General features: G+C 60.1%; 25 protein-coding genes and 1 pseudogene. 9 read left to right on the top strand and 17 right to left on the bottom strand.

The genetic code is table 11. From position 1 onward, the window contains the following. Positions 1-157: 157 nt before the first annotated feature. Together ACODR9_RS00810 and ACODR9_RS00805 are read right to left on the bottom strand one after the other, a co-directional pair. Positions 158-880 (bottom strand): anaerobic ribonucleoside-triphosphate reductase activating protein, encoded by a 723-nt coding sequence (locus ACODR9_RS00810; RefSeq protein ID WP_488807101.1) that lies wholly within the window; start codon positions 878-880, stop codon positions 158-160. Beyond that, positions 858-2,822: pseudogene (locus ACODR9_RS00805) on the bottom strand (ribonucleoside triphosphate reductase). Before ACODR9_RS00805 ends, ACODR9_RS00810 begins: the two are co-directional and overlap by 23 nt. 263 nt (positions 2,823-3,085) lie before the next feature. On the opposite strand from ACODR9_RS00805, the gene ACODR9_RS00800 reads away from it, so the two are divergent. From ACODR9_RS00800 to ACODR9_RS00760, 9 genes are all read left to right on the top strand, one after another. Next, entirely contained in the window at positions 3,086-4,867 is a 1,782-nt protein-coding gene (locus ACODR9_RS00800; protein WP_488807100.1) for an ATP-binding response regulator, read from the top strand. A 173-nt stretch (positions 4,868-5,040) separates the two neighbouring features. Then, positions 5,041-5,646, top strand: a complete 606-nt coding sequence (locus ACODR9_RS00795; protein ID WP_488807099.1) for a response regulator transcription factor — start codon at positions 5,041-5,043, stop codon at positions 5,644-5,646. After that, positions 5,646-7,403, top strand: a complete 1,758-nt coding sequence (locus tag ACODR9_RS00790) for an ATP-binding response regulator (protein WP_488807098.1) — start codon at positions 5,646-5,648, stop codon at positions 7,401-7,403. The genes ACODR9_RS00795 and ACODR9_RS00790 overlap by 1 nt, the downstream gene beginning before the upstream one ends. A 157-nt stretch (positions 7,404-7,560) precedes the next feature. Next, positions 7,561-8,667, top strand: a complete 1,107-nt coding sequence (locus ACODR9_RS00785) for an ABC transporter ATP-binding protein (RefSeq protein ID WP_488807097.1) — start codon at positions 7,561-7,563, stop codon at positions 8,665-8,667. Positions 8,668-8,737: 70 nt separating this feature from the next. Beyond that, positions 8,738-9,763 (top strand): ABC transporter substrate-binding protein, encoded by a 1,026-nt coding sequence (locus ACODR9_RS00780; protein WP_488807096.1) that lies wholly within the window; start codon positions 8,738-8,740, stop codon positions 9,761-9,763. Between the two features lie 114 nt (positions 9,764-9,877). Continuing rightward, on the top strand, positions 9,878-11,146 hold the full coding sequence (locus ACODR9_RS00775; RefSeq protein ID WP_488807095.1) for an ABC transporter permease: 1,269 nt from the start codon (positions 9,878-9,880) through the stop codon (positions 11,144-11,146). 26 nt (positions 11,147-11,172) lie between these two features. Then, on the top strand, positions 11,173-11,991 hold the full coding sequence (locus ACODR9_RS00770) for an ABC transporter permease (protein ID WP_488807094.1): 819 nt from the start codon (positions 11,173-11,175) through the stop codon (positions 11,989-11,991). Between the two features lie 192 nt (positions 11,992-12,183). After that, positions 12,184-13,734, top strand: coding sequence for a FecR family protein (locus ACODR9_RS00765; RefSeq protein ID WP_488807093.1), 1,551 nt, complete (start codon positions 12,184-12,186; stop codon positions 13,732-13,734). A gap of 4 nt (positions 13,735-13,738) precedes the next feature. Continuing rightward, positions 13,739-15,379: a CHASE2 domain-containing protein gene (locus ACODR9_RS00760; protein ID WP_488807092.1), complete on the top strand. Its 1,641-nt coding sequence runs from the start codon at positions 13,739-13,741 to the stop codon at positions 15,377-15,379. Between the two features lie 80 nt (positions 15,380-15,459). On the opposite strand, the gene ACODR9_RS00755 is transcribed toward ACODR9_RS00760, so the two are convergent. From ACODR9_RS00755 to ACODR9_RS00685, 15 genes are all read right to left on the bottom strand, one after another. After that, positions 15,460-15,804 carry a 2Fe-2S iron-sulfur cluster-binding protein gene (locus tag ACODR9_RS00755; RefSeq protein ID WP_488807091.1) on the bottom strand — a complete coding sequence of 115 codons (345 nt, stop codon included), beginning with the start codon at positions 15,802-15,804 and terminating at the stop codon, positions 15,460-15,462. Between the two features lie 2 nt (positions 15,805-15,806). Then, a complete protein-coding gene (locus ACODR9_RS00750; RefSeq protein ID WP_488807090.1) occupies positions 15,807-17,000 on the bottom strand; it encodes a molybdopterin molybdotransferase MoeA in 1,194 nt (397 codons plus the stop codon). Next, positions 16,987-17,532: a molybdopterin-guanine dinucleotide biosynthesis protein B gene (mobB, locus tag ACODR9_RS00745; RefSeq protein ID WP_488807089.1), complete on the bottom strand. Its 546-nt coding sequence runs from the start codon at positions 17,530-17,532 to the stop codon at positions 16,987-16,989. The genes ACODR9_RS00750 and mobB overlap by 14 nt, the downstream gene beginning before the upstream one ends. Before the next feature lie 82 nt (positions 17,533-17,614). Then, positions 17,615-17,833 (bottom strand): hypothetical protein, encoded by a 219-nt coding sequence (locus tag ACODR9_RS00740; protein WP_488807088.1) that lies wholly within the window; start codon positions 17,831-17,833, stop codon positions 17,615-17,617. Positions 17,834-17,996: 163 nt separating this feature from the next. After that, on the bottom strand, positions 17,997-19,124 hold the full coding sequence (locus ACODR9_RS00735) for a succinylglutamate desuccinylase/aspartoacylase family protein (protein ID WP_488807087.1): 1,128 nt from the start codon (positions 19,122-19,124) through the stop codon (positions 17,997-17,999). Between the two features lie 34 nt (positions 19,125-19,158). Continuing rightward, on the bottom strand, positions 19,159-19,926 hold the full coding sequence (locus ACODR9_RS00730; protein WP_488807086.1) for an ABC transporter ATP-binding protein: 768 nt from the start codon (positions 19,924-19,926) through the stop codon (positions 19,159-19,161). 22 nt (positions 19,927-19,948) lie between these two features. Continuing rightward, positions 19,949-20,662: an ABC transporter permease gene (locus ACODR9_RS00725; protein ID WP_488807085.1), complete on the bottom strand. Its 714-nt coding sequence runs from the start codon at positions 20,660-20,662 to the stop codon at positions 19,949-19,951. Next, complete coding sequence (locus ACODR9_RS00720) at positions 20,659-21,348, bottom strand: ABC transporter permease (protein ID WP_488807084.1); 690 nt, start codon at positions 21,346-21,348, stop codon at positions 20,659-20,661. The genes ACODR9_RS00725 and ACODR9_RS00720 overlap by 4 nt, the downstream gene beginning before the upstream one ends. 512 nt (positions 21,349-21,860) lie before the next feature. Beyond that, positions 21,861-22,361 carry a DNA-deoxyinosine glycosylase gene (locus ACODR9_RS00715; RefSeq protein ID WP_488807083.1) on the bottom strand — a complete coding sequence of 167 codons (501 nt, stop codon included), beginning with the start codon at positions 22,359-22,361 and terminating at the stop codon, positions 21,861-21,863. A 10-nt stretch (positions 22,362-22,371) separates the two neighbouring features. After that, positions 22,372-22,965, bottom strand: a complete 594-nt coding sequence (gene rnhB, locus ACODR9_RS00710) for a ribonuclease HII (protein ID WP_488807082.1) — start codon at positions 22,963-22,965, stop codon at positions 22,372-22,374. Next, the gene (gene lpxB / locus ACODR9_RS00705) at positions 22,962-24,146 is read right to left on the bottom strand and encodes a lipid-A-disaccharide synthase (protein WP_488807081.1); all 1,185 of its coding nucleotides are present in this window, start codon (positions 24,144-24,146) and stop codon (positions 22,962-22,964) included. The genes rnhB and lpxB overlap by 4 nt, the downstream gene beginning before the upstream one ends. A gap of 2 nt (positions 24,147-24,148) precedes the next feature. After that, positions 24,149-24,925, bottom strand: a complete 777-nt coding sequence (gene lpxA / locus ACODR9_RS00700) for an acyl-ACP--UDP-N-acetylglucosamine O-acyltransferase (protein ID WP_488807080.1) — start codon at positions 24,923-24,925, stop codon at positions 24,149-24,151. A 2-nt stretch (positions 24,926-24,927) separates the two neighbouring features. Next, complete coding sequence (gene fabZ, locus ACODR9_RS00695; protein WP_488807079.1) at positions 24,928-25,380, bottom strand: 3-hydroxyacyl-ACP dehydratase FabZ; 453 nt, start codon at positions 25,378-25,380, stop codon at positions 24,928-24,930. Further along, a complete protein-coding gene (gene lpxD, locus ACODR9_RS00690) occupies positions 25,373-26,422 on the bottom strand; it encodes a UDP-3-O-(3-hydroxymyristoyl)glucosamine N-acyltransferase (protein ID WP_488807078.1) in 1,050 nt (349 codons plus the stop codon). The genes fabZ and lpxD overlap by 8 nt, the downstream gene beginning before the upstream one ends. A gap of 53 nt (positions 26,423-26,475) precedes the next feature. Beyond that, positions 26,476-26,964, bottom strand: a complete 489-nt coding sequence (locus ACODR9_RS00685) for an OmpH/Skp family outer membrane protein (RefSeq protein WP_159877139.1) — start codon at positions 26,962-26,964, stop codon at positions 26,476-26,478. Between the last annotated feature and the right edge of the window lie 4 nt (positions 26,965-26,968).

Genomic DNA, 26,968 nt, shown 5'->3' with positions numbered 1-26,968 from the left:
AGATATTCGCGAACTAACCCAAGGCCAAAATAAACCCATACCGCATGAAATCGGTTTCTAAAGCACGGACAGACCGAATGCGGAAGGGGCAGCAAACCAGCGACAGTCGGCTTGATACCGCTGGTTTGCCGCTGACATTGCGGCCCGGCAATGCGCGCTAGGCCGCACGCCAGACAAAATGGCTGAAGCACTGCTGCCAGTAATCCAGTACGGCCCTGCCCGGCCACTGTTCGGCATTAAACAGGGGCTGGCCGTTGGCGTCCCGGCCTTGTTGCAGGGCGGCATGGGTGACGCCTTTGGTGTGCAGGGTGTCGGCCAGTCGATACAGGCTGTCCGCCGTCATGCTGCGCGGGTCCAGGGTGGTGCGGCATTCCAGTGCGGCACCGCTATCCAGCGCCACATCCAGCGCCTGCCACATGCGCGCTTCGCTGCCCGGCACACCGCTGACGGCATCCACCCCGCCGGGCGCGGCCTTGATATCGAGGCCAATCCAGTCCACCAGCCCATGCAGTGCGGCCAGCCGTTGCGGGTAAATGCCTGCGGTATGCAGGCCGATGGCCATGCCCAACTGGCGCGCATCCTGCATCCATCCGACCAGTTGTGGTGCCAGCGTGGGCTCGCCACCGGAAAACACCACGCCGTCCAGAAAGCCCACCCGCTGTGCCAGCACGGATCGGGCGGTGTGCCAGTCCAGCACGCCGTTGCCGCGTGCCTGCAGGTCGGGGTTGTGACAGTAGCCGCACCGCCAGGGGCAGCCGGCGACAAACACGGTGGCCACCAGCCGCCCCGGCCAGTCGCAGCTGGAAAACGGCTCGATACCGGCCAGCGGCAAGCTGCTGCTGGCCGCTGGACGTTGCTCAATGATGCAGATGCTGTTCATCAAAATGCAGACGTTCGGCAAATTCGCCCTGCTTGCCTACGTTGAAGGCGGATACCGGGCGGAAATAGCCCATGACGCGGGTCCACACTTCGCAACGGGTACGCAGTGCCGGGTCGAGCTGGGTAGCCGGATTAACTTGAGCTTGGGATGACATATTGTTCTCCTGTTGATGTGCTTGCGTTGGCGCTCAGCAACCGCCGGGCGCAGTGGCTGCCGTAGCGCGGGCCAGCAGTTCGGCATCGCACTTGGGGCAGAATTCGTGATGACCGCTCAGGTAGCCGTGCTGCGGGCAAACCGAGAAAGTGGGCGTCACCGTGATGTATGGCAGGCGGAAGCGCTGCAGCGAGCGGCGCACCAGTTGCTTGCAGGCTGCGGCGGAGCTGACCGCCTCGGTCATGTACAGGTGCAACACGGTGCCGCCGGTATAGCGGCGCTGCAGCGGCTCCTGATGTTGCAAGGCCAGGAAGGGGTCGTCGGTATGCCCGGCGGGCAGCTGGCTGGAGTTGGTGTAATACGGCTTGTCCGCCGGACCAGCCTGCAGGATGTCGGCAAAGCGCTTGCGGTCTTCACGGGCAAAGCGGTAGGTGGTGCCTTCTGCCGGGGTGGCTTCCAGGTTGTACAGGTGGCCGGTGTCTTCCTGCATTTGCACCATGCGTGCGCGGATGTGATCCAGCAGTTCCAATGCCAGTTGCTGGCCTGTCGGGCTGGTGATGTCCTCGGCATCGGCGGTGTAGTTGCGCACCAGTTCGTTGATGCCATTCACCCCCACGGTGGAAAAATGATTGCGCAGCGTGCCCAGATAGCGCTTGGTGTAGGGGTACAGGCCATCATCCATCCAGCCTTGCACCCGTTCGCGTTTGATTTCCAGGCTGATGCGGGCCAGCTCCAGCAAGCGGTCGGTTTCGGCCAGCAGGCCAGGCCAGTTACCCTTAAAGCGGTAGCCCAGCCGTGCGCAGTTGATTGTTACCACGCCCAGCGAGCCGGTTTGCTCGGCGCTGCCAAACAGGCCGTTGCCGCGCTTGAGCAGCTCGCGCAGGTCCAGCTGCAGGCGGCAGCACATGGAGCGCACCATCTGCGGTTCCAGATCGGAATTAAGAAAATTCTGGAAATACGGCAGGCCGTAGCGTGCGGTCAGGTCGAACAACAGTTCGGCATTGGGGCTGTCCCAATCAAAGTCCGGCGTGATGTTGTAAGTGGGAATGGGAAAGGTAAACGCCCGGCCATGGGCATCGCCCTGGCTCATCACCCGCAGGAAGGCGCGGTTGATCTGGTCCATTTCAAGTTGGCAATCGCCATAGCTGAAAGGCATTTCCTCACCGGCAATCAGCGGAATCTGTCCGGCCAGGTCGGCCGGGCAGGTCCAGTCAAAGGTAAGGTTGGTAAACGGCGTCTGGGTGCCCCAGCGCGAAGGGACATTCAGGTTGTAGACAAACTCCTGCAGCGCCTGCTCTACCTGTGCATCGCTCAGGCCATCGCGCTTGATGAAAGGTGCCAGATAGGTATCCACACTGGAAAATGCCTGCGCGCCAGCCCATTCGTTTTGCAAGGTGCCGAGGAAATTCACCATCTGCCCCAGTGCCGAACCCAGGTGGCGCGGCGGTGCGGATTCCACCCGGCCCGGCACCCCATTGAAACCTTCATGCAGCAACTGGCGCAGCGACCAGCCAGCGCAGTAGCCGGCCAGCACGTCCAGATCGTGCAGATGGAAGTCTGCCTCGCGGTGGGCCTGTGCCACTTCCGGCGGATAGATGCCATCCAGCCAGTAGTTGGCCGTCAGCTTGCCAGCGGCGTTGAGAATCATCCCGCCCAGGCTGTAGCCCTGATTGGCATTGGCAGATACGCGCCAGTCGGCGCGGCTGAGGTATTCGTCCAGCGTGGCAAGCGGATTCACCAGTACAGTATTTTTCATAACAATATGTAGTGATTTAAAATTTGAAAACACTATATATTGATTTTTCTGTCACAACAGGCCCAGCAGAAAAAGACTTGATCCGTATCAAGTGCCGTCCTTGCCCACGCACTGCCAGCAGAATTTGTCTTGACCGTGTCACAGCAGCGGTGGCTGCAGCACAGTTTGACTGGCAGAACAGCCGGGGCTGCAGACTATAATGGGCAACAAAGCCATACCGCCTGTGCCTGCCGACCAACCCCAAAGAGCAAACAAGACCAGCCCGGGCAGCCTGCCTTGCGGCCAGCACATCATTCATGATCAACAATCTGGAAGCGTCATCGCAGGAAAAAGTCCGGATCGAACAGATCCGCCTCCTGCTCAACAATCTGGGCAGCTCCGTGCTGCCCGGCATCCTGGTGGTGTTGCTGGTGGCCTATGCCCTGCAGCATCAGGCCGACCCCATGCGGCTGACCGTGTGGTGTGTGGTGGTGATCGCCTCCAAGTTGATCGACATCATCGATGCCCGCCGTATTCTGTCGCGCGCCATCAGCCCCGCCTGTCTGCCCGCGCTGCGACGGCGGCTGGTACTGCTGCACGCCATCGACGGTGCGGCCTGGGGCAGCCTGATGTGGGTGGGATTGAACCCGGCATCGCCGCCCAGCTGGATTCTGGCCATTGCCGTGCTGTCGGGTGTGGCGGGTAATTCCATGTCCATCCTGTCGCCGGTGCTGCCGGTTTTCATCGGCTTCATCACGCTGGAGCTGGGCATGATTGCGCTCAAGGCCATGCAATCGAATGCCGTGGCCCTTAATGCGCTGGGGCTGGCCGCCATCATGTATCTGGCCACCTTGCTGATGCAGGCGCGCAACAGCGCACACGCGGCCCGTGGGGCCATCGAACTGCGCTTTGAAAACCTGGAGCTGGTCAACCGGCTGCGGCAGGCATCCGCCGACTCGCGCCACGCCCAGCAGGAGGCAGAGCAGGCCAATATCGCCAAATCGCGCTTTCTGGCCGCCGCCAGCCACGACTTGCGCCAGCCCATCCATGCCCAGGGCTTGTTTCTGGAGGTGCTGGGCAAGACGGAGCTGACCCCCAGACAACAAGACTTGCTGGCCAATATCCAGAGCGCCACCTCGGCATCAGCCGAGATGCTGCACAGCCTGTTGGACTATTCACGCGTGGAAGCCGGCGTCATTACGCCGCAGCGGCAGGCCTTTGCCCTGCAAGCCCTGCTGAACAAGATGGAAAGAGAGCTGGCACCGCTGACCAACAGCAAGGGGCTGTTTTACCGCACGCACGACACGGCAGAACAGGTGCTGTCCGACCCGTCGCTGATCGAGCTGATCCTGCGTAATCTCATCAGCAATGCCATCCGCTACACCGAGCAAGGCGGCATCCTGATTGGCTGTCGCCGCCGTGGCAATCAGCTGCTACTGGAAGTATGGGATAGCGGCATCGGCATCGATCCGCACCAGCAGCAGGAAATTTTTGTCGAGTTTCACCAGTTGGGCAATCCGGAACGCGACCGCAAGAAAGGCCTGGGGCTTGGGCTGGCCATCGTGCATGGCCTGGCCCAATTGCTGCAGCACCCTTTGCAGCTGCAGTCGCGCCCCGGCCTGGGCAGCGTGTTCCGCCTCAGCCTGCCGCGCGTTGACAACAGCCAACACCACGCCATACCAGCGGCCACGCCGCCAGTCATTACCCGGCAACTGCCCTGCGCCACCATTCTGCTGATTGAGGACGATGACATTGTCCGCAACAGCATGGTGTTGCTGCTGCAAAGCTGGGGCTGCCAATGCATCGCCACGGAATCACTGGAATCCGCCCTGCCCTTGCTCAGCCAGCATCAGCCGGACTTGCTGATCAGCGACTATCGGTTGCGCGAGCAGAAAAGCGGCACCGATGCCATCCAGGCCATCCGTGCGGCACGGGGACAGGATATTCCGGCTCTGCTGCTAACGGGCGACACCGCCCCGGCACGGCTGCGCGAGGCCACCGAGAGCGGGCTGCCGCTGCTGCACAAGCCAGTACCCCCGTCCGTGCTGCACGATACGCTAGGCCAGCTGCTAAACCGCCAATCCAGCCATCAGGCATGAACATGTCCCGAAAAACCGAGAAATGCTTTGCTATTTTCTGAAAACAGGACATATTTGCCTTCTAGCCAATTTTTATCCTATTGACATACTGCACCCGGCAAGGGAACACGGGCAGACAAACCGCCCTGCTACCCACGCCGCCCCCTATCCCAATCAGCGACAGACACCCGAACATGCTTAGCGCCAGACTGCTCCTCATCGACGACCACGCCCTGTTCCGTACCGGCTTGCGCCTGGTGCTGGAAAACAACGTCAAGGTTGGCGACATTCTTGAAGCCGGTACCGTGATGGATGCCATCCACCAGTTCGGCAGTACGCCGGTTGACATCATCCTGCTGGATATCCAGCTACCCGGACTGAACGGGCTGGATGGCGTCAATGTACTACAACGCTATTTCCAGTCGGCCCGCATCATCATCCTGTCGGCTAGCCCGGAGCAGGCCGCCACCACACCGGGCATTGCCGGCGTGCTGACCAAATCGGCCAGTGTCGAACAGATCGACCAGGCGCTGGAGCGCTGCCTGCGCGGTGAAGCACTGGCCGACGCCGCCCCGGCCAAGGCCGCTGGCCGTGGCTCGCAACTAACCCCGCGCCAGCTGGAAGTACTGAGCGAGCTGTGCCTGGGCCGCTCCAACAAGGCCATTGCCAACAGCCTGGGCCTGTCGGAAAACACCGTGCGCGTACATGTGGCGGCCATCCTGGAACAGTTTGGCGTGTACAGCCGCACCGAGGCAGTACTGGAAGCACAACGCCGTGGCCTGGTACAGGTAATGCGCTGATGCGCTGGCTGCCCTGCTTCGACCCGCCACACCTGCTGGCCGCGCAGATGGAGCTGATCGACCACAGCTTCGGCATTGCCATGCTGGGTTGTTTTCTGGCGTCCTTGCTGATGGCATTGGGGGTGTACGTTAGCACCGGCAATATCGACACCATGGGCTGGTCTGCCCTGATGGGGGTCGGCTGCGCTGCCGGTCATTTTGGCCGTTTCCGTATCCGCAACCGCTTATCCGAGGCCCGTGCCCCCTACTACGCACGCTGCATGACGCTGCTGCTGATCTTTCTTGGCAGCATGTGGGGCATTGCCGGCAGCCTGTATATGGACCTCAGCTTTCCCCCCACGGCCATCAGCCTGCTGTCGATGATTGCCGGCATGAGCGCGGCAGCACTGGCTATTTTCTCGCCCTGCCTGCCGATGGCAGTCGGCTTTTTCATCCCCGCCATCCTGCCGGTATGGGGGGTGTTTCTGGCCACCGGCAATATTGCTTATCTGCCCATGTTTCTCGGCGTGCCGCTGTTTTTGGTGGTGCTGCTGGTGTTTGCACTCAATTACGCCCGCGTGGCCAGGCGTTCGATTGCGTTGCGCTTTGAAAATAGCGAGCTGGTAAACCAGCTACGCGAACAGACCGGCCGTGCGGCCCAGGCGCTGCACGAGGCGGAAGAAGCCAACCGCGCCAAACTGGTGTTTCTGGCCTCGGCCAGTCACGATTTGCGCCAGCCCATGCATGCGCTGGGCTTGTTTCTGGCCACACTGAAAACCACGTCGCTGGATCAGCGCCAGCAAGCGCTGCTGGAACATATCGAGGCATCGGCCTCTGCCGCCTGCGAAATGCTGGACACCCTGCTGGACTTCTCCAAGCTGGAGGCCGGTGTGATTGAGGCCAGGCCGCGTCAGGTGGCACTGCAAAGCATTCTGTACAAGCTGGAATGTGAATTCGCCCCGCTGGCCAATGGCAAAAATCTGGTGTTCCGGGTTAGGGAAAGCGCCGTGCATGTGCATACCGACCCCAGCCTGCTGGAGCTGATCCTGCGCAACCTCATCAGCAACGCCATCACCTACACCAGCAGCGGCGGCATCCTGATTGGCTGTCGTCAGCGTGGTGAGCATTTGCTGATCGAGGTATGGGATAGCGGCATCGGCATTCCCCAGTCGCAACAGCAGGAAGTGTTCCGCGAATTTCACCAACTGGGCAATCCGGAGCGCGACCGGCGCAAAGGCCTGGGGCTGGGCCTGGCTATCGTGCGCGGCCTGGCCCACACCTTGGGCCTGAAGGTGGAGCTACAATCCCGCCCTGGCCGTGGTTCGGTATTCCGCCTGCACATGCCCTTGGCCAGCGGCAGTGCAGCCATGGCAGAAACCCTCAGCAGCCCGGCCCGTCAGCTCCCCTTGCAAGCCTTGCCAATACTGGTGATCGACGACGACTATGCCGTGCGTTCGGCCATGGAGGCGCTGCTGGGCTGCTGGGGCTGCCATATCCATGCTGTGGAAAGCGGCCAGCAGGCACTGGATTGCCTGGACAGCTTCCAGCCGCAGGTGGTGATTGCCGATTACCGCCTGCGTGGCAACCAAACCGGCCAGCAGGTGCTCAAGCAAATCTACCAACAGCTGGGCCGCCGCATCCCGTCCATCATCATGACCGGCGACACCGCCCCCAACCGTCTGCGCGAGGCGCAGTCCAGCGGAGCGGTATTACTGCACAAGCCGGTAGACGCTGCCGCACTCTACGGCAGCATCCAACAGCTACTGGCCGCTGGCTGATACTGCAATGCAGCAGTCCTCATGCTGACGTCTTGTAGGAATCGCCCTACACGACATCAGCAAATTTCCTGACAGCAAAATCCGCCGCTGGCCGATATCCCTGCTGTCATCGGGTTTTTACAATTCAGTCATCACCATTTAAACAACAGGAGTGGTCATGGCTGAAACGAGTGCAAGCGACATCCTGGTCCGCTTCAAGAACGTACAAAAGAGCTACGACGGCGAGACCCTGATCGTCAAGGACCTCAATCTGGATATCCGCAAGGGTGAATTCCTCACCCTGCTGGGACCGTCCGGCTCCGGCAAGACCACCAGCCTGATGATGCTGGCCGGCTTCGAGACCCCCACTGCCGGTGAAATCATGCTGGGTGAGCGCTCGCTCAACCGCGTGCCGCCGCACAAGCGCGACATTGGCATGGTGTTCCAGAACTACGCACTGTTCCCGCACATGACCGTGTCCGAAAACCTGGCCTTCCCGCTGAAAGTACGCGGCATGGACAAGACCGACGTCACCGAACGGGTGAAGCGCGCGCTGTCCATGGTGCAGCTGGACAAGTTTGCCAACCGCTATCCGGGCCAGATGTCCGGTGGCCAGCAACAGCGTGTTGCCCTGGCGCGAGCCCTGGTGTTTGAGCCGCAACTGGTGCTGATGGACGAACCGCTGGGCGCACTGGACAAGCAACTGCGCGAACACATGCAGATGGAAATCAAGCATCTGCACGAACGCCTGGGCGTGACCGTGGTGTACGTCACCCACGACCAGAGCGAAGCGCTGACCATGTCCGACCGCGTAGCTGTATTCCATCAGGGTGAAATCCAGCAGATCGACAGCCCGCAAAACCTGTACGAACACCCGCGCAACACCTTTGTGGCCAACTTCATCGGCGAAAACAACCGCCTGCACGGCAAGCTGATCAGCCGCGACGGCGAACGCTGTACCGTGGGCCTGGAAAACGGCGAGCGCGTGGAAGCCATGGCCATTCACGATGCAGCCCCCGGCGCACCGGTTTCGCTGTCCATCCGCCCGGAACGCATCAATCTGAACGTGCAGCAGGAGCAAAACCGCTTCTCTGGCCGCGTACGCGAATTCATCTATCTGGGAGACCACGTGCGCATCCGTCTGGAAGCGTGTGGCAACTCCAGTTTTATCGTCAAACAGCCTATTGCCACCCTGGACCCCAAGCTGTCCGTGGGCGACGTGATTTCCCTGGGCTGGAATGTAGAACACGTAAGAGCGCTCGATCCTGTCGCAATGGCCGAGTGAGTGCGTGCGAGTGAGTAGCGTGTAGCTGTAGTCCCAAAACAATATGGAGAACTATCAAATGAAGAAATGCATGAAAGCTCTTTCGCTGGCTGTGGTAGCCGCATGTTGCGCTCAGGCTGCCCAAGCCGCTGACCTGACCGTGATTTCCTTTGGTGGCGCCAACAAGGCCGCCCAGGAAAAGGCCTACTACGCACCGTTCACCAAGGCCACCGGCATCAAGGTGGTAGGCGGCGAATACAACGGCGAAATGGCCAAGGTTAAAGCCATGGTCGACACCAAGAGCGTGTCCTGGGATGTCCTGGAAGTGGAATCCCCGGAACTGGCGCGCGGTTGCGATGAAGGCATGTTCGAAAAGCTGGATTACAGCAAGATCGGCAACAAGGCTGATTTCGTACAAGGTGCAGCCCAGTCTTGCGGCGTAGGCATCTTCGTATGGTCTACCGTACTGGCCTACAACGCCGACAAGCTGAAGGTTGGCCCGAGCGGCTGGAAAGATTTCTGGGACGTGAAGAAGTTCCCGGGCAAGCGCGGCATGCGCAAGGGTGCCAAGTACACCCTGGAAGTGGCCCTGATGGCTGACGGCGTGGCCCCGAAAGACGTGTACAAGGTACTGGCCACCCCGGCTGGTGTTGATCGCGCCTTCAAGAAGCTGGACCAGCTGAAGCCGAACATCCAGTGGTGGGAAGCCGGCGCACAACCGCCGCAATACCTGGTATCCGGCGACGTGGTGATGAGCTCGGCCTACAACGGTCGTATCGCCAACACCCAGAAGGAAGGCAAAAACCTGAAGATCGTCTGGGCCGGTGGCATGTATGACTTCGACTCCTGGGCTATCCCGAAGGGCTCGCCGAACAAGGATGCTGCGCTGAAGTTCATCGCTTTCGCCAGCAAGCCGGAAAACCAGAAAGTGTACTCGCAGAATATCGCCTACGGCCCGACCAACAAGAAAGCCGTACCGCTGCTGGACAAGAAACTGGTTGCCGACCTGCCGACCGCTCCGCAAAACATCAAGAGCGGCGTAGCCGTGGATGTGGCCTTCTGGGCTGACTTCGGCGAATCGCTGGAACAACGCTTCAACGCCTGGGCTGCCAAATAAGCAGCTGTAATTAAGCATGACTGCTGCCGGTGATGTCTGCTGGCAGCAGGCCCGCCCCCTCGGGGGTTCATCCCCAGGGGGTTTTGTCCCCTTACCTGATCCGGAGCCGGAAGAATGACCGCTTCCTCTGCACCCACCACCGCTGTAGCAGCCCCCCAGCCGGAGGCAGGCCGTTCTCTGAAGCAGAAACTGGCCCGCGCCGAGCGCATGAACAAGCTGAAATCGCAATTGCTGATTCTGCCGCTGGTGCTGTTTATCCTGCTGGTATTTGTTTTGCCCATTACCAGCCTGCTGTTCAAAAGCGTCAACAACCCGGAAGTGGTTGACGCCATGCCGCACACGGTCAAGGCCATCTCCAGCTGGAGCGGCCGTGCCCTGCCGCCAGAAACGGTGTATGCCGCTGCGGCACAAGACATCCAGCAAGCTCACGACGACCAGAAACTGGGCGATCTGGGCAAGCGCCTGAACATGGAAGTAGCCGGCTATCGCAGCCTGCTCAACAAAACCGCCCGCGCCCTGCCGATGGACCCGGCCCCCAAATCCTACAAGGACGCGCTGACCAATCTGGACGAGCGCTGGGGTGACCCGGCTTACTGGCAGGCCATCCGCCGCAACACCAGCAGCCAGACGCCGTTCTACCTGCTGGCCGCCATGGACCACCGCGTGGATGACCTGGGCGAAATCAGCCGCTCCTCGCCGGACCAGGCCATTTACCTGGACATCTTCACCCGCACCTTCTGGATGAGCCTGGTGGTAACCGCCATTGCGCTGGCCCTGGCCTACCCGCTGGCCTACCTGCTGGTGAACCTGCCCACCCGCAGCAGCAACCTGCTGATGATTCTGGTGCTGCTGCCGTTCTGGACCTCCGTCCTGGTGCGCGTGGCAGCCTGGATCGTACTGCTGCAATCGGGCGGCCTGATCAACTCCACCATGCAATGGCTGGGCCTGATTGATCAACCGCTGCAACTGGTGTTCAACCGCACCGGCGTGTACATCTCCATGGTGCACATCCTGCTGCCTTTCATGATCCTGCCCATCTACAGCGTGATGAAAGGCATTTCGCCAAGCTATATGAAGGCTGCCATCTCGCTGGGCTGCCACCCGTTTGCCAGCTTCTGGCGCGTGTACTTCCCGCAGACCGTGGCCGGTATCAGTGCCGGTGCGCTGCTGGTGTTCATCCTGTCCATCGGCTACTACATCACCCCGGCCCTGCTGGGTAGCCCGAACGACCAGATGGTGAGCTACTTTGTGGCCTTCTACACCAACACCTCGATCAACTGGGGCATGGCAACCGCACTGGGCGGCCTGCTGCTGGCAGCCACCATGGTCCTGTACATCGTTTACAACTGGCTGGTAGGCGCCAAGAGCCTGCGCCTGGGCTAACCCTCACCCTTCACGGAGACATAACCATGCTGAACCCGACCATGTCGCCCATCGAAAAGGTGTGGCACTACGTTCTGCGCATTACCAGCGGCCTGACCCTGCTGTTCCTGATCCTGCCGGTGCTGGTGATCATTCCGCTGTCCTTCAACGAGGGCTCTTTCCTGGTGTACCCGCTGACCGGCTTCTCCTTCCGCTGGTATCAGGATCTGTTCAGCGCACCGGAGTGGATCCGCTCCTTGCAAAACAGCATGATCGTGGCCCCGGCAGCCACCGTGCTGGCCATGGTACTCGGCACCCTGGCCTCCATCGGCCTCACCCGTGGCGAGTTCCGTGGCAAGGGCATCATCATGTTCCTGCTGATTTCGCCGATGGTGGTGCCGGTGGTGATTGTCGGTGTGGCCAGCTACTTGTTCTTTGCCCCGCTGGGCATGGATAACAGCTACACCACGCTGATTCTGGAACATGCTGCGCTGGGCGTACCGTTTGTCATCATCACGGTTACCGCCACCCTGCAAGGCTATAACCACAATCTGACCCGCGCGGCAGCCAATCTGGGTGCCTCGCCCATCACCGCCTTCTTCCGCATCACCCTGCCGCTGATTGCGCCGGGCGTGATTTCGGGTGCGCTGTTTGCCTTTGCCACCTCGTTTGACGAGGTGGTGGTGACCCTGTTCCTGGCCGGCCCGGAACAAGCCACCCTGCCGCGCCAGATGTTCAGTGGTATTCGTGAAAACCTGAGCCCCACCATTGCGGCGGCGGCCACCCTGCTGATCGGCTTCTCCATCCTGCTGCTGTTGACGCTGGAATGGTTGCGCGGTCGCAGCGAGCGCATGCGCACCAGCTGACAACCAGGCATTTCTTCATCTGCTCCGTCCTTTGCAGACATTGGCAGGCCAACCCTTACCGGTTGGCCTGATTTTTCTTGCAGGCACAAAATAATGCCGTCTGACTAACCGCGCACTGTTGCATTCTCATGGCAGGGGCTTACCATGCAGATAATCTGCGTTAGTTGCGACCATTTTTTTGCAAGACTGTCTATGAGAATTATCCCAATTGCAGGTGTAATTTTACTTTGTAGCCATGCCCATGCTGCTTCCGGCATTGACAGTGCCAGCTGGGAATACCTGGTCAAACCAGGTGATTCACTGTGGACCTTTGCCGACCAGCATCTGACATCCCCTGCCTATGTGCCGCGCCTGCAAAGGCTAAACCATATCGCCGACCCCTACCGCCTGCCGCCCGGCAGCCGCATCAAAGTGCCCTACCTTTGGGTCAAGCAGCAGCCTTCTGCAGCCAAGATCGAGGAATTTTCCGGCGAAGTCAGCGCGCATGATGGCAGTGGCAAGCCCCTGCCCATCAGCAAGGACATGCGCTACCCCAAGGGGGTGCAATTCCAGACCGGCAACGATGCCATGCTCAAGCTGCGCTTTGCCGACGGCTCCACCCTGCTACTGAATGCCAACACCAGGGCACAGCTGCAAAACGAGATTTACTACCCCAGCACCGGCTCGGCCAGAACCGAAATCAGGCTGGACAAGGGCAATGCCGGCAGCGCGGTGATTCCCAATATCCTGATGCCGGGCCGCTACCAGATCCGCACGCCATCGGCAGTCACTACCGTGCGCGGCACCGAATTCCGCGTCAGCGCGGAAACCGCAGACAGCACCACGACCGAGGTATTGCGCGGCAAGGTCCAGGTCAATGGCAACAAACAAGGGCAGGTTGATGTGCCAGCCGGCTTTGGCAGCCTGACTTCCAGCAGCGCCAAGCCCACCCCGCCAGAGGCACTACCTGCCGCCCCCGACCTGAGCACCCTGCCCTCGGCCAGCCGCTTTAATCCGCCGCTGCTGCAATGGCAGGCCGACCAGCAGGCCGTGGCCTACCGGGTAACACTGCGCGGCCCGGGCGCGCATGGACAACAGCGCGTCGAACGCACGGTAGCCGGCCCGCAGCTGTATGCTGCTCTGCCAGGAAACGGCGAATACCAGCTATCGGCGCGCGCCCGCAATGCCCATGGCCTGGAAGGCTATGACAGCAGCCGCGCCTTTACCCTGCAAGCCTTCCCGCCGCCGCCGCTACTGCAGGCCAGTGATGGCGTGCAGGACATCCGCAGCAACACCTTCTCCCTGACTCTGGACGCCAGCCCGGCCCGGCCAGTGCAATGGCAGCTGGCACGTAGCGCTGACTTTGCCAGCATCATCCAGCAACGCACGCTGACTGAAACCGACAGCACAATCACGCTGCCGGACAAGGGCCTGTGGTACTGGCGCGTGGCACGCCTGGACGCCAACGGACAAGCCGGCCCCTTCAGCGAGACCCAAGCCATCAACGTACTCGGACTGTTTGCCACACTCCGGCATGCGGAACCAGCGCTGTTGGCACGACGCTATCCGGTCAACGCCGCCAGCTATACGCTGACCTTATCCGATCAGGCCGATATGAAAACCGTCCGTTACCGCAACAGCAGACCCCAACCGGCATGGCCGCTGGCGCAACTGCCACATGGCAAGTATTTTGCCCGGCTGGAAGTCAGCGGTGACCATGGCTACCAGGCGGTGGAAACCGTCGAAGAAATCCATCTCCGGTAAAGCCATGCCTGTAGACACATCCAGATCCGCATCAGGCAAATCCAGGCTACTGCAGCTGCTGCCGCTGCTTGCCGGCCTCATCGGCGTACTGCTGGTACTGGCTGCGCCCCTGCAACGGCTGGATTACTGGTTTTACGATGCAGCACTCAGCTGGCATACGCTGGGCAAGTCGGCCGACGACCCCATTCTCATCGAGGTGGACAATCGCAGCCTGGTGGAAATGGGCAGCTGGCCCTGGCCACGTGAACTCCATGCCCGACTGCTGAATCAGCTGCAATCCGCCCGAGCTGTCGGGCTGGATATTGCCCTGGCCGAAAGCACGCTGGCCAGCGACAAGCCAGATCAGGCACTGGCAGCGGCCATGCGGCGTAACGGCAAAGTCGTCAGCCCGGTGTTTCCGGAAAGCAATGCCAAGGGGCTGACGGAAACCCGGCCACTGCCATTATTCGAAGCGGCATCCAACCGGCTGGGGCATACCGATTTCGAACGCGATACCGATGGAATCATCCGCCGCACCTATCTGCAGGCAGGGCTGGGCAGCCCTGACCATCCGGGCTTTGCACGTGCGGTACTGGATGTGGCACAGGGCAAACCGGCCCCGCCAGCAACACCTGCCTTTCATGGCCGCGATGAGCCCTGGGTTCGCGCCGACGAAGTCATGGTGCCATTTGCTGGCGGCAGCCTGCCCTTTGAGCGCATGTCTTACATCGACGCCCTATCCGGCATTAGCAAGGATTACTTCCGCAACCGCATCGTGCTGATCGGCGTGACGGCTTCCGGCCTTGGCGACATGCACGGCACGCCGGTATCAGACAATGCAGCCGGCATGCCCGGTGTCGTCATCAATGCCTATCTGCTGCGCGGCCTGCAAGATGGCACGCTGATTCATCCACTCAGCCTGCCAGCCGAGGCCTTGCTCACCCTGCTGCTGATCGTGCTGCTGGACTACAGCCTTGCCCCACGCGGCCAGCAGCGTAATGCACTGCTGATCTATGCCGCAGCAGCCTTGCTTGTCGGGATAGGCAGCCTGTTACTGCTTGGCCTCGGCCATTTCTGGTTTGCACCCGTCAGCAGCATGCTGCTGGTGCTGCTATGCGGTTGCGTCCGCTTCATCTCGCGCCAGGCCAGCCTGCAAACACTGGCAACCACAGATGGGTTAACCCAGCTGGCCAACCGTCGGCATTTTGACGAGGTTTTCATTCCAGCGATCGAGCGCCAGCGCAATAGCCGGCAGCCGCTGGCTTTCGTGCTGCTGGATATTGATCACTTCAAGCTTTACAACGATCAGTACGGCCACTATGCCGGCGATGTCATCCTCAAACGGGTGGCCCATGTACTGCAAGACACTTTCAAGCGTAAAGGCGTACTGCCAGCCCGTGTGGGTGGGGAGGAGTTTGGCGTGCTGATGCCTGGCACCAGCATGCAGGACGCAGTGGATGCGGCAGAAACCTTCCGCCAGCGGCTGGAAGACCTGGACTTGCCACACGACGGCAGCCCGCTGCACAAGGTCACCTGCAGCATCGGCGTGGCCGCCCGTATTCCACAGCCGGATGACACCGCCCAGCGCATTTACGAAGAAGCCGATGGTGCGCTATATATTGCCAAGCGCTCCGGACGCAATGTGGTCAGCCCGGCCTCCAACTGACCGGCTCTGCCGCCAGCAAAAAGCCACAACCTAAAGTTGTGGCTTTTACATTGCCGCCGTTGATCATTGGCAGAGGCAGCTCAGTCCTGCGGACACACCACCAGCCAATCCTGCTCGCCCACCGGCACATGGCAGGCCAGCCGCCAGCAGGTGGAAATATCCGGCCAGCTTTCCGCCCCCGCCAGGCTGGCGTCAATCAAACCGGCACGCATCAGCACATTGCGCTCCTTGCGACCGAGCATCACCACCTGGGCGGGGCCAGCATGACGGATACGCACCTTGCAGGTGCCGCAAGTTCCCTGCCCGCAACGCCAATGCAAGGGGACATCTGCCAGTCTGGCCACATCCAGCAGCACGTCACCGGCGCTGGCCTCCACCTCGGCCAGCACTTGCTCATTGCCATCGACAAAACGCAGTAGCGGCATGCTTATACGGCGATGGGCAACAAAGCCAGCATGTCGCCTGGCTGTACCTGCTGACCAGGCGCCAGCCGCACCAGTCCATCCGCCCAGGCGCAGGAGGTAAGCACACCGGAGCCCTGATTGGGATAGCGCTGCAACTGCCACTGACCATCCTGTAGCACCAGCTTCACCCGCAGAAACTCTTCGCGGCGCGCGTCCGGGCGCTCCCAGGCAAACCCGGCAGGGTATTGCGCCATCGGCTGCGTTTCATCTTGCTGCAAACCAGCGCAGCGCTGCAGATAAGGTTTGACCAGTACCTGATAAGTGACAAAGCCGGAAACCGGGTTGCCCGGCAAACCGATGAAACCAGCCTGCCCCACCTTGCCGCTGGCGAGCGGCTTGCCCGGCTTGATGGCGATTTTCCACAAATCCAGGCTGCCTTCAGCCTCCACCGCCGCCTTGACATGGTCTTCTTCACCTACCGATACCCCGCCGCAGGTCATGATGACATCAGCCAGCGCGGCGGCATCTTGCAGGATTTCACGGGTGCGGCTGAGCGAGTCTGGCACGATGCCCAGATCAGTCACGTCGCAACCCAGGCGCATCAGTTCCGGTACCAGCCAGTAGCGGTTGGAGTTGTAGATATGGCCTGGCACCAGCGGCTGGCCGGGCTCGGTCAGTTCGTCACCGGTAAAGAACACGGCCACGCGCAAGGGTCGGTAAACCGTCAGCGCTGGCACGCCGATAGAGGCCGCCAAACCCAGATCAGCGGCAGTCAGCATTTTTCCGGCAGCCAGCACGGTAGCGCCCTGGCAGATATCCTCGCCAGCCCGGCGGATGTTCTGCCCCACTTTTACCGGCTGGGTAAACACCACCTGGCCATCCGCCTGTACCTCGGCCATCTCCTGCATTACTACAGCATCGGCACCGGCAGGAATGGGCGCGCCGGTAAAGATGCGCGCCACGCTACCACCTTGCAGCGGCTGCGGCTGACAGCCCGCCGGAATGCGCTGCGATACCGGCAAGGGGCCATTCCCATCCGCGCTATGCAGTGCATAGCCGTCCATGGCGCTATTGTCCTGCGGCGGCACATCGACGCTAGCCAACACCGGCTCGGCCAGAATGCGCCCCAGCGCTTGCAACAGGGGAAGGCTTTCAGTGGTGCGGACGGTCTGGGCGCGCTGCAATAGCCAGTCGCGTGCTTGATCAACGGTGAGCATCTTGTTGGGTTTCCAGTAGGGCAATAATGAAACGGGCGACACCGGCGGCATCATCGCGCCGGAAGCGGGGCAAGTCGGTAGCGATATCGGCATCGGTCACCACGGCCAGTACCAACGGATCATGCTGACACAAGGGCGCATGGCCCAAGGCCGGATCATAAACCTCCAGCCGGGAAACGGGCTCATGCTTGAAGCCTTCTGCCAGCACCAGGTCACAGGGCCGCAAGGCCGCCACATGGTTTGCCAAGGGCGCATCATTGCCTTGCGGCATGGTTTCCACCAACAGGCGGCGGCGCGCCCCGGCCAGCAGCACCTGACGCGCACCGGCCTCGCGGTGCCGCCAGCTGTCCTTGCCAGGCTGATCCCAATCGACATCGTGATGGGTATGCTTGATGACGGCCACATCGACACCCGCCGCACACAATAAGGGAATGACCTTTTCCAGCAAGGTAGTCTTGCCACTGCCGGAATAGCCTGCAACGCCCAGGACATACATGATGACAACATCCAATAAAAAGGGGTTGGCCGGCATGATAACATGCAGGCCAACCCCGTTCTTCCATCTGACGAACTAGTCCTGCCAAGCGTATCGCACGCTGCTGCTGCCTGGCGGTTCAAGCAACTGCCTGGGCCATTGGCACGGGCTGATCTTCCACCTGTTCAAATCGTTTCCAGTCCACAATCATCACCTGACTCAGGCCGCAATCCATCGCCAGCTGGGCTTCAATTTCTTCCAGCACCTGATGACAATGAATGCTGCCATTGATGGCAACCTCGGCACGGCGCATGACAGTGTCGTCAGGCGTAACAAACCAAATGCAATACCGACTCATGCTCTCCCTCCTTTCCAGCGGGACGCTCAACACTAACAATATCAGTGCAAGCCACATGAAACTGCAAGTTTTCAGGCCTGCCAACCCAGCTCTGCCATGCCTTGGGACGGAAAACGCGACAGATCAGGCTCCCGTGCTTGCCATCTTTCCGCTGGAAGTCTAATCAGGCCCCCAGCAGGTTTTTCTTGCCCAGGGCTGCCGTACCGGCAATCTTGGCGACGGTGCTGCCACGCGTCACATAGGGATGGCGGGCAAACACATAGAACACGCCAGCGGTTCCGGCCCGCAAGGTGGTAACCGTACCCGCAATCGGATCAATCACATCGGCGATGGCATCTCCAGCCTGAACCACGCTGCCCAGCTCGGCCAGCATCACGATAACGCCGGCATGCGGTGCAATCAGTGTCTGCGAGCCTTGCAGCGGGGTTGCCGGATGCGGCAGCGGCGGCACGGCCACCGGCGGCGCGCAAATCACGCCACATGCAGTCAGATAATTGAGGATGGCCTGGCTGTCCTGTCCGGCCAGCGTGTAATTGACATCGCCCTCGCCCCGCAGCTCCACGGTAACCGCCACACTATCGAATGGCACCGGAAATTGCGGCAAAGCGGCACGGATCTTGGCCCAGGGCAGGAAAATGGCCTCGTCGAACGGCATCACCCCATATTCATCTGCCAGTAGCGAGACTCCACATTGCAGATGCGCTGCCAGCGGCTCAACCAGCGGCCAGTGTTCGCTATGTGCGTAAAGATGAAGCGGACCGGCAAAATCACAATGCAGATCCAGTACCAGGTCTGCATCGATAGCCAGCAAATGCAAGGTCTGGCGCAGGCTTTGCAGTTCGCTGTTGACGGCCTGGCCGGCAATGGCGCTGCGCAAGGCCTGTCGGATGATGCTGCGATTGGCATCCACATCCGCCGTCAGTTGCTGCGCCAGTTGTGGAATGATTTGCGCCGAAGGCTCGCTGTAGAGCCGGTTGAAGTTTTCACCGGTTTCCAGATCAAACCGGCCTTGCGGCTGATAGTGTAGCTGCTGGGCCAGGCCAATGGGGTTGGCCACCGGCACCAGCACGATTTCCGCCCGCAGCAGGCCACGGGCTTCCAGATCGGCAAACTGCTGGCGCAGCAGGTGGGCCACCAGCATGCCGGGAATTTCGCCCGCATGCAGGCTGGCCTGGATATACACTTTGCGCGGCCACCCACCGCCAGCCGCCGCCGGGCCAAAATGAAAACTGGTGATGCTGCGCTGGGTGCCCAGGCTGGGCGACAATAGCGGGTGGATTTCCGTACGCATGAATGACTCCTGATGATGTGAGGTGCGGGCAGTCTTACTTCAGGCTGCCAGACAAAAACTGCTGCAGGCGCTCGCTTTTGGGTTGGCTAAGCACGATGGCCGGGTCGCCCTCTTCCTCGATACGGCCCTGATGCAGAAAGATGACGTGGTTGGACACATTGCGGGCAAAGCCCATTTCGTGCGTCACCACCACCATGGTACGGCCCTCTTCGGCCAGTGCCTGCATCACCCGCAGCACCTCGCCCACCAGCTCTGGGTCCAGTGCCGAGGTGGGTTCGTCAAACAGCATTACTTCCGGTTCCATCGCCAGCGCCCGGGCAATGGCCACCCGCTGCTGCTGGCCACCGGACAGATGCGCCGGGTATTTGTTTTCCTGCTGTTCGGTCAGGCCTACCTTGGTCAGGTATTTGCGCGCCCGTTGCAAAGCCTCCTCGCGGGACAGCCCCAGCACATGCATGGGTGCTTCCATGATGTTTTCCAGCACCGTCATGTGCGACCACAGATTGAAATGCTGAAACACCATAGATAGTTCGGTGCGCATTTTCTGCAATTGTTTCGGATCACGCGGACGCTGGCTACCTTTTTTGTCCAGTTCGGTTTGCAGTACTGCGCCATTCAGGCTGATTTCCCCGGCGCAGGGCTGTTCCAGAAAGTTGATGCAGCGCAGGAAGGTGCTTTTGCCCGAGCCGGACGAGCCGATGATGCTGATTACATCACCCGCCTTGGCCTTGAGCGACACGCCCTTCAGCACTTCGTGCTGGCCATATTTTTTGTGCAGATCATTCACAGTCAGTTTGTACATGACACTCTCCAGATTCCGGAAATCAGTGGCCCATCGGGCGTAAAAAGGCCAACCAGCGGTTTTCACACTGACGGAACAGCCATACCAGTCCAAAGGCAATGCAGGCATACAGCACGGCTGCAATCCCGAAGGCCTCGAACGATGCGTAAGTGGCCGCATTCACATCGCGCGCCACCTTGAGGATGTCCGGCACGGTGGCGGTAAAGGCCACCGTGGTGGCGTGCAGCATCAGGATGACTTCATTGCTGTAATACGGCAGTGCCCGGCGCAACATGGCGGGAATGATGATGCGGGTGTACTTGACCCAGGGCGACATGCCCAGTGCGCTGGCTGCCTCGATCTCGCCATAGGGTATGGCCCGGATGGCGCCGGCAAAGATTTCCGTCGTGTAGGCACAGGTATTGAGGGCAAATGCCAGGATGGTGCAGTTAATACCTTCGCGGAAGAAGTGCTCCAGCAACTCCACCGAGCGCACCACATGCAGGCTGTAGATGCCGGAATAAAAGATCAGCAGCTGGATATACAAGGGCGTGCCACGGAATACATAGGTATAGAACCAGACCGGCCCTCGAATCCAGCGTCGCGACGATACCCGTGCCACCGCCAGCGGAATCGACAGGCAGAAGCCGCACAGCACCGAGGCAATCAGCAGCCACAAGGTCATGGCCACGCCGGATAGATGGTAGCCGTCATTCCATAGCCAGGCCTGCCAGTAATTCTGGATGATATCGATCATAGAACCGCCTTGCGCACGCCGGCCGAGTAATGGTTTTCCAGCCAGAGCAGCACCAGATTGGACACCGTGGTGATCAGCAGATACATCAGCGCGCCCACCACCGCAAACAAAAACATCTGCATGGTGGCCTTGCCGGCATCCTGGGTGGCCTTGACGATATCCGCCAGCCCGATGATGGATACCAGTGCCGTGGCCTTGACCAGCACCTGCCAGTTATTGGCAATACCGGGCAGGGCAAAGCGCATCATTTGTGGAAACAGCACGCGGCGAAAGCTCTGCCACGGCGTCATGCCATAGGCGATGGCGGCTTCAATCTGCCCGGCCGGAACCGACAGAAAGGCACCACGGAAGGTTTCGGTAAAGTAGGCACCGTAAATGAAAGCCAGGGTCACCACGCCGGCCAGAAAGGGGTCAATGTCGATCTGCTCCATGCCCAGCGCCTCGGTACATTGATTCAGGCCCAGCTGCAGGCTGTAGAACAGCAGCAGCATCAACACCAGGTCGGGAACACTGCGGATCAGCGTGGTATAGGCCGTGGCCCAGCCGCGCAGCAATCTGGCCTTGGACAGCCGGCTGCTGGCACCGGCCAGACCAATCAGCATGGACAACAGCAAAGATAGCAGTGACAACTTTAAGGTCACCCAACTGCCCGCCAGGATAAGCGGGCCAAATCCGGATAGGAACATGGCTACCCCCTGCTGAGCGGATGAACGGCGCGCAATAGGCAGACACCAGCCACACGGGAAGACGGTGGCCAGCAGCAAGGGCGATGGTACGCCCGAGGAAAGGAATACAGCTTCATGACAGTTCTCCTTGGTAGGGCAAACCGGCATGGCGGCGGCCGAGTGAGGCCGCTACCCACCATATCGGCAGCAGAGATGGCCACCTGTACCGGCGACTCATCTGTCACGATGCTAATCAAGCCTTATTGTATATACAATAAGTTTTCATGTGCGGGTGCAGCACACCAAACTGACAGCCTGGCTTCACCACCGCAAAACAATAGCCAGCCATCTCAAAAACAGAAAAATATTAACTTGTTGTATTTATTTGGATAAATTACAAAAAAGAACGCTGCAATCAATAAAGAGGAATAGGAATGACAAAACTCACCCCTAAAAAACCACCATGATTTGTATATACATTTAAGCAAACAGCACCCAAAACAAGGCAGCAAAAATCCCACAAAGTGACACCATCAGCGCAACAGCTCTGCCAGCTGCATCCACTGCGCCAGCTTGCTGGCATACGCCATGGTGTAGGCAGGACTGGAGGATGGCAGGTCAAGCAACTGCAGTCGCCCAGCCAGACCAAGCAGTTGACGGCGACCGATGACAGCAGCCGTAGCACCATTGAAGGCGATAACCTGCAGGCCGGGAAAACCGGCGCACAAGGCGCTCAGGTCATTGGCGCTAGCCGCACGGATGGCGGTATCCAGGCTGCCTTTGCGACGTGCCTCCGCCACAACATCCCACAGGCCAACGCCTTGTGATTGCATGGCAGACAAGCGCTGCGCATAGGGCAAGGCGGCGAGATCCTGTCCGGTCACCGCGCCCAGCAAACGCCAGAACTGATTGCGAGGATGGGCGTAATACTGCGCCGCCTGCAAGGAAGCATCACCGGGCAAGGAGCCCAGAATCAGCAGGCGGGTGTGTGCATCAACAACCGGGGGAAAGCAGGATTTGGCACTATCAGGCATGGTGGGCTGCCTAAAACAGCTGCCCTTGCTGGCGAGCAATCCAGGCCTTGACCGGCCCGAAGGATTTGCGGTGCTCGGCCAAGGCACCATGCTGCTCCAGCGCGGCCAGATGCTCGGCGGTGGGATAGCCCTTGTGGCGGGCAAAGCCATACTGTGGATGCAGTGCATCCAGCGCAATCAGCTCGGCATCACGTGCGGTTTTGGCCAGAATCGACGCAGCGGAAATGGCCTGCACCTTGGCATCCCCCTTGACGATGGCCTCCGCCGGCAGGCTGATTTGCTTGGGCACCCGATTACCATCAATCAGCACCCTGCCCGGCTGCACGGCAAGTCCGGCCACCGCCCGGCTCATGGCCAGCATGGTGGCCTGCAGGATATTGAGCGTGTCGATTTCCTCGACGCTGGCACTGGCAATACACCAGGCCAGTGCATCACGCTTGATCAGCACGGCCAATGCGTCACGCCGCGCTTCGCTCAGCACTTTGGAATCAGCCAGACCGGCAATGCGGCGTGCCGGGTCCAGAATCACCGCAGCGGCAAACACCGCCCCGGCCAACGGTCCGCGCCCGGCTTCATCCACACCGGCAATCAGGATGTCACTCATGCCAGCTGCGGCGAACACCCCGCCTCCTGCAACACAGCGGTGGCGGCCAGCTCTGCCGTATCAGCCAGCAAGGACTGATGTAGCTCGGTAAAAGCCTGCATCATTTCGACTCGAGCGTCCTTGTCTTCGTACAGGCGCTTGACCTCGGCGGCCAGCTTAATGGCCGTTGCGTCCTTTTGCAGCAGCTCCGGCACCACAAAGCGGCCACACAGGATATTGGGCAAGCCCACATAAGGAAGCTTGATCTTGCGTTTCACCAGCTGATAGGTGAGCCAGGACAGCTTGTAGCTGATCACCATTGGCCGCTTGGTCAACGCCACTTCCAGCGTGGCAGTACCACTGGTAACCAGCACCACATCGCTGGCAATCATTGCCATCTGCGCATGGCCAAACAGCTTGCGCAGCGGCAAATCCCAGGCTTTGTTCTGGGTCAGCATGCGGTCGAACAAATCCATGGTGGCGCGCGTGGCCAGCGGGACCAGAAAGGTGGCGTCCGGATAGTCGCGCAGCAAAATGCGCGCGGCCTCGATGTAGAGCGGCGCCATGAATTCCAGTTCGCTTTTGCGGCTGCCTGGCATCAGGGTGAAGATTGGCCCCTGGCGCGGCAGGCCCAGTTGCTCCCGCATGGCCAGCTGGTCCGGCACCATCGGAATTTCATTGGCCAGTGGATGGCCGACAAAGTCCGCCTTGACCTTGGCCTGCTGATACAGCGCCGGCTCCATCGGAAACAGGCACAGCACGCGGTTGGCTGCTTTGCCTATCTTGTAGATGCGCTCCAGCCGCCAGGCCCACACCGACGGGCTGACGTAATGGATGGTGGCAATACCCTGCTTTTTCAGCGCGGTTTCCAGCGCCAGGTTGAAGTCTGGCGCATCCACGCCGATAAAGACATCCGGCTTTTCCGCTTGCAGCTGTTCGCGCAGATGACGGCGGATACGCAGCAGCTCCGGCAGACAGCGCAGCACCTCGGCATAGCCGCGCACCGCCAGTTTTTCCTGCGGCACCATGGAGGCAAAGCCGCGTGCCTCCATGCGCGGCCCACCGATACCGGCAAATTCGATATCGGCATGGCGTGCCTGCAAGGCTTCCATCAGGTGAGCAGCCAAGAGGTCGCCGGAGGCTTCTCCGGCCACCATGGCCACCTTGAGCGCGCCCTGGCGCTTGAACAAGGGTTCAGACATGATCAGCGGATAATGCCTCGCTCGGACTGGGCAAAGAAGCGGGTAAACGGTTCCAGCTCGACATGGCCTTCGCGGGCCTCCACCAGAATGGCTTCCTTGGCGGCATCATATTGCAGGCCCTGACGGTACAGCACCTTGTAGGCATTGCGCACGCGGCGGATCTGCTCCGGGGTGAAGCCGCGACGCTTCAGGCCCTCGGCATTGATGCCAGCCGGCACCGCACGGTTACCATGCGCCATCACGTATGGCGGCACATCCTGCGCTACGGCACTGGCAAAGGCGGTCATGGCGTGATCACCGATGATGGCAAACTGATGCACGCTGGTGAAACCGCCCAGAATCACCCAGTCACCAATATGCACGTGGCCACCCAGCGTGGCGTTATTGGCAAAAATGGTGTTGTTGCCGATCTGGCAGTCATGGCCCAAATGTACATAAGCCATGATCCAGTTGTTGTTGCCCAACCGGGTAACGCCCACATCCTGCGCGGTACCAATATTGAAAGTGCAGAATTCGCGGATGGTGTTGTTGTCACCAATCTCCAGCCGGGTGGGTTCACCGGCGTACTTCTTGTCCTGCGGCACGGCACCCAGCGAACTGAACTGGAAGATGCGGTTGTTCTTGCCGATGCTGGTATGGCCTTCAATCACTACGTGCGGCCCCACCCAGGTACCGCTGTCTATGCTGACATCGGGCCCGATGATGGAATAGGCACCGATTTCAACGTCATCGGCAATGTTAGCCTTGGGATCGACAATCGCAGTCGGATGAATGGCCATGATCAGACCTCGCGCTTGGCACACATGATTTCGGCTTCGCAAGCCACCTGACCATCTACCAGCGCGCGGGCATTATATTTGCCGATGCCGCGCTTGACGGTAATCTGCTCCACTTCAAAAATCAGCTGATCGCCCGGTACCACCTGGCGCTTGAAGCGGGCCTTGTCGATGCCGACAAAGAAATACAGCTCGTTTTCACCGCGCTCGCCCTGGCTCTTGATGGCCAGGATGCCAGCAGCCTGCGCCAGCGCCTCGATGATCAGCACACCGGGCATCACCGGATATTGCTCAAAGTGGCCGCAAAAGAAAGGCTCATTGATGGTGACGTTTTTCAGTGCCTTGATGCGGGTGTTCGGCACCATTTCGGTAACGCGATCCACCAGCAAAAAGGGATAGCGGTGCGGCAGGCATTTCATGATTTCACGTACATCGATGCTTACGGCGTGCTCAGTCATTGGTGTTGTCCTTGTTTTCTTTCAGATTGCCGATCTCGCGTTCGAGTTGTTTTATCCGCTTGGCGAGATCGTCCAGATGTCTTACGTGAACGGCGTTACCCAGCCATTCCTTCATGGTTTGCAGCGGATAGGACGAGGCATAGGTATCCGGCTGGCGAATGGATTTGGACACCAGGGTGCCGCCGCCGATATGTGTCTTGTCCGCTACGTCGATATGGCCGACAAACATGGCCGCACCACCCACCGTGCAATAGGCACCGATACGGGTGCTGCCAGCAATGCCAACGCAACCGGCAATGGCGGTATGCTCGCCAATCTGCACGTTGTGGGCAATCTGCACCAGGTTGTCGATCTTGGCACCGCGCCGGATGATGGTGTCCGCCAGCGCGCCCCGATCGATGGTGGTGTTGGCACCCACTTCGACATCATCCTCCAGGATGGCGCGGCCGGTTTGCGGAATCTTGAACCACTGATCCTTGGCCCAGGCCAGGCCAAAGCCATCGGCACCAATCACGCTGCCAGAGTGCACGGCAACCCGGTTACCCAGCACGCAACCGTGGTAAACCGTGACATTGGGATAGAGCACCACATCATCACCCAGCACGGTGCCATCACCAATCACCACGCCCGGATGCAGGATGCAGCGCTCACCGATGACCGCAGCCGCACCAATGCTGACGTGCTCACGCACTTCGCTGCTGGCGGCAATCACTGCGCCCTCGCCTACCGTGGCCGTGGCATGAATACCAGGCCGCGCCTTGGCCGGCGGGTGGAACAGCGTGGCCACCTTGGCAAAATACAGATAGGGGTCATCCACCAGAATCCAGGAGCGCGCCGGGTCCAGCTCTGCTTCCAGCTTGGGGGAAACAATCACGGCACCGGCAGCACAATCATCCAGCTGCTTGCGGTACTTGGGATTGGACAGAAAGGTAATATCGTTGGCAGCGGCCACATCCAGCGGTGCCAGGCGCTCGACCATGCGGTCGGCTCCCTTGAGCACGCCGCCCAGGCTGGCCACGATATGAGAAAGCGTATACGCCATCAAAAAATTAAAGCCGACCACGGGTCGGCTTCTCCCGTAACAGTTATGCAGGACTACTTCTCAAGTTCCTTCAGGACTTTGCCGGTCAGGTCGTACTTGGGATTGACGTAAACCACATCCTGCAGGATCAGGTCATATTGTTCGCGATCAGCGATCTGCCGCAGCACACGGTTGGCCCGCTCCTGTACAGAAGCAAACTCCTCGTTGCGCCGCTGGTTGAAGTCTTCCGACAACTCACGGCCCTTGGCCTGATAGTCGCGATCCAGCCCGGCATATTCGCGTTCATAGCGCTTGCGGTCATCAATGGACAGCGTGCTCTTGGCCATCAAGCCTTCCAGCTCCTTGGCACGCTTTTCCATTTTCTTCAGCTCGGCGCGGCGGTCGGCAAACTCCTTATCCAGTTTTTTCTGGATGGCGATGGCCGGTGCCGCCTCACGATATACCCGCTCGATATTGACAAAACCCAGCTTGAAATCAGCGGCCGAGGCCTGCAGGCTGACCAGCGCCAGCCCCGCAATCAACCATTTGAAAGAAGATTTCATGTTC

This window comes from Aquitalea sp. FG25, assembly GCF_057809375.1.
Note: the sequence above shows the minus strand (reverse complement) of the source record. Positions and strands in the feature narration are given on the sequence as shown.